General features: G+C 68.7%; 5 protein-coding genes. All 5 read left to right on the top strand.

The annotated features are described in order from the left end of the window. The first annotated feature begins 187 nt into the window (after positions 1-187). The 5 genes from ABZ656_RS57045 to ABZ656_RS57065 all read left to right on the top strand — a co-directional run bounded on the left by ABZ656_RS57045 (position 188) and on the right by ABZ656_RS57065 (position 3,433). On the top strand, positions 188-1,300 hold the full coding sequence (locus tag ABZ656_RS57045) for an IS110 family transposase (protein WP_360280515.1): 1,113 nt from the start codon (positions 188-190) through the stop codon (positions 1,298-1,300). 14 nt (positions 1,301-1,314) lie between these two features. Further along, positions 1,315-1,449 (top strand): hypothetical protein, encoded by a 135-nt coding sequence (locus tag ABZ656_RS57050; RefSeq protein ID WP_360280518.1) that lies wholly within the window; start codon positions 1,315-1,317, stop codon positions 1,447-1,449. 317 nt (positions 1,450-1,766) lie between these two features. Then, a complete protein-coding gene (locus ABZ656_RS57055; RefSeq protein ID WP_360280521.1) occupies positions 1,767-2,450 on the top strand; it encodes a YcxB family protein in 684 nt (227 codons plus the stop codon). Positions 2,451-2,577: 127 nt separating this feature from the next. Further along, on the top strand, positions 2,578-2,724 hold the full coding sequence (locus tag ABZ656_RS57060; protein ID WP_360280524.1) for a hypothetical protein: 147 nt from the start codon (positions 2,578-2,580) through the stop codon (positions 2,722-2,724). A 16-nt stretch (positions 2,725-2,740) separates the two neighbouring features. Then, positions 2,741-3,433 carry a hypothetical protein gene (locus ABZ656_RS57065; RefSeq protein ID WP_360280527.1) on the top strand — a complete coding sequence of 231 codons (693 nt, stop codon included), beginning with the start codon at positions 2,741-2,743 and terminating at the stop codon, positions 3,431-3,433. Positions 3,434-3,510 lie beyond the last annotated feature (77 nt).

Consider the following 3,510-nt stretch of genomic DNA (forward strand, 5'->3'; position numbering starts at 1 on the left):
GCGGCAAGGGGCACTGCGGGCCCGTGCCGACCGACACCCTGGACGCTACGGCTGCAGACCGCGCGTCTGGGCCCGATTCAACAAGTCAGGGGCCTGCCGATCGTTGTGGCGTCCTCACGATTCTGACGGCCTGACGTGGCCCGGTGCCGGCAACGCAACACGCCACAGGATCGGAAGGGGAAGGGGCATGTCCAGTTCGACCGTGCCCAGTACGTCGCTCGCCCCGCGCGCCCGTCGTCGCCCTGTGGGGGAGGTGGTTCTGGGAGTGGACACGCACCGGGATGCGCATGTGGCTGCGGTGCTCTCCGTGATGGGGGCGGTGCTTGCCACCGGCGAGTTCCCTGCCACCGCGGCGGGGTACCGGGATCTGCTGAAGTGGGCCAGGAGGTTGGGAGCTGTGAGGCGGGCCGGGGTGGAGGGGACCGGCTCCTATGGGGCGTCTCTGTCCCGCTATCTGCTGGCCCAGGGCGTGGACGTGTTTGACGTGAATTGGATGGACCGGGCAGATCGTCGTCGGCGCGGCAAATCAGATCCGCTTGATGCCCAGAACGCGGCGCGAACCGTGCTGAGCGGGCGGGCCCGCGCCCGGGCGAAAGCGGGCGACGGGCCGGTGCAGATCGCGAGAATGTACAGACTCACCAAGGCATCGGCCGTCAAAGCCCGCACCCAGGCTATCAACCAGCTCAAGCCCGTCCTCGTTACTGCTGACCCCGCCTTGCGGGAAGAACTGGCCGGACTGGGCAATGCCGAACTCTTCAGGACCTGTGCGCGGTTCGCCGACGTGAGCAGTCGCGAGGATGACGGTGAGGAATCGGTGTTGCAGGCCACTCGGATCACGCTGGGTCTGCTGGCTCACCGGATCGGCCAGCTGACCGAGCAGATCCGGGATGTGGGTGATCGTCTGGCCCGGCTCGTGGAGTGTCATGCCCCGCAGCTGCTGGATGTGGTGGGAATCGGTCCGGATACGGCCGTCGCCTTGCTGATCGCGGTGGGGGACAACCCGGAACGGATGGGTAGTGAGGCGTCGTTTGCAGCTTTGTGCGGGGTCAGTCCCGTCGAGCGCTCCTCGGGACGCCGGCAGTTCCGTCGCCTCAACCGCGGCGGCGACCGGCAGGCCAATGCCGCGCTCCACCGCATCGTGTTCACCCGGCTGCGGGTCGACCCGCGCACCCAGGACTACTACGAACGCCGGATCAAGGAGGGCAAGACCCGACGCGAAATCGTCCGTTGTCTCAAACGCTACGCGGCCCGCGAGGTCTTCCAACTGGTCAAACAGCTACAGCCAGCACCCCGCTCATAGGGGCTGTGTGATAGATGGTGACACGACGAAGCCCCACCGGTTTGCTGCGGTGGGGCTTCGTCGTGCGGCTGGTCGAGACGGATCGGGGCCTGTGCTGGGGCTCCATTGCGCTCCGGCTCACCGCTCTCGAGTACTACGTGGAGGAGTGAGGTGGTGACGACGCGGGCGGGGCGCCCATCGGCAGCACGCGGCAAGGGGATGCCCCGCGGCGCACAAGGTCGATCTCGACATGCCGAGTGCCGGGGCGGCGTCCTCGACGCTCGCGGCGCTGCTGCAGGTGGCACGGACGTGTGTGGGGCTGAACTTTCCTGGCCCTACGGCAGGGGCCCCGCCGCTCCTGGTGGGTGCGGCGGGGCCCGAGTGTCGGTGGTGGGGTCAGTGCAGTGCGCCGACCTCGGTTGCTGAGAGCGTCCGTGGGTAGACGTGGACGTCGGCCACGGAGCCGGGGAAGGCCAGGTAGGGGCTGGTGGCTGCTGCGCTGTTGACGCAGCCGCGGTTCACCACCGCGCACAGCTCGGCCAGCCTCGACTGGCACCTCTACTCGCGCTATGTCGAGACGCCGGAGCTGTTCGTGCTTCTCAGCGCCGACAAGTCCGCCGTCGGCTTTGTCGTCCTGCCCAAGCGGGCCGTGGCGGACCCGGAGGACGTGGACCGGCTGCGGGCGGTCCTCGACCGGCGGCTAGTGCGCGCGGACGCCGCCGAGGCGCCCGGAAGTTCGCGGAGCCGGAGCCGGGGCCGTGCCGTCGGCCGCGGGGTCGGCTCCGTCGGACTGTTGCTGCTGGGGCTGCTGCTGTTCTTCTTCGCCTTCGCCGCCGTCCAACACGCCGCGCACCCGGACCACTTTCCCGGGATCCAGAACAACACCGCCCCGATGTCGGCCGTCATGCTGGGGCTGGGGGCGCTTGCGGTCGCCGGGGCTTGGTGGCTCGTACGGCGGATGACGGCCATGCGGATCGTGACTGCCGTGCTCGCCGTCCTTGTCCTGCTGGCCGGTGGCGCCGTCCTGTACCGCGTTGGGCCGATGCTCCACTGCTGGGGCTCGGACCGGATCGCCCGCGGGCCCCCGAGGGCGCCTACGTCTGCTACGACTTCTGAGCGGGCCACGGTCCGACTACGTCTGCCCCGCGGCCCTGGCCAGTGCTCTTCGTGAACACCCTGGCGCACGGAGGTCGCCGTTCGAGGCGAGGTCGCTTTCCGCAAGGCCGTGGGCAGACGCACGGGGGAAGGCCGTTTCCCTGCGTCCGGAGAAGTCCGCCGGCGGGAGCGAACATACTCCGGTGACGGTGACGGTGACGGTGACGGTGATGGTGATGGTGACGGTGACGGTGACGGTGACGGTGACGGTGACGGTGACGGTGACGGTGACGGGTGGGGTAGGTAGGGTTGCCCTCTTCGGTGGGCGGAAGCCGCCCGGAGTCCCGTGAGGCTGTGCCTGCGACCATGAACCTTGACCCCGCCCTTGTACGACGCAGACTCGACGATGCGCTGGACGGTGTGGCCGTCACCTTCCGCGGTATGACTGCCCGTGCCCAAGAGGTCCAGTGCGAATGCCACTGGGGCAGCGCCGAAGAGCTTGCGCTGTTGAAGGTCCCCGACGTGGAGCTGGAGCTGGATCTGCTGCGTCGCGCCTGGGACGCCCCTGACTGGGACGACCACGGTGCGGTGCTGCGGCGCATCCTGCCCCAGTTCGCCAGGGCTCTGGTCGGCGGCCTGGTCGAGCCCCTCTTCGACATGGGCACGGTCGGACTGTCGTTCGCCCGGGGGCATTGGCAGCAGTGGCCCGCGCAGCAGAACGCGGCAGTTCGGGCGTTCCTGCATGCCTGGTTGGCCCACAGCCTCGCTGAAGCGGACCCAGTGGTGCCGGCGTACGAGGTGTTTGCGATGTGCGCGGAGGCGTCCGGCACACTCGATCCCTGGCTCACTGCCTGGGAGGCACAGGACCACCCCGTCGCCGGTCGGCACCTGGCACAAGCGGTTTCCCAGTGGGGGAGTGACCTGCTGCGAGACGAACTTCCCTGGGTCGCGTGGTACTGGGACGACGAGGAAGCCCGGTGCACCGAACTCGCAGCCTGGCTGGCAAGCCACGCTCCACCCCGGCTGCGCGCCTTGGACGTGCCTGAACCTTCCCCTTGATCGTGGACACCTGGAGACTGGGACCTGAGGTTCCAGAGGAAGTAGCACCAGGTGGGAAGCAAGTACACGAAGCGGTA

This window comes from Streptomyces sp. NPDC007095 (assembly GCF_040634475.1).
In the GTDB taxonomy this organism is placed as follows: domain Bacteria; phylum Actinomycetota; class Actinomycetes; order Streptomycetales; family Streptomycetaceae; genus Streptomyces.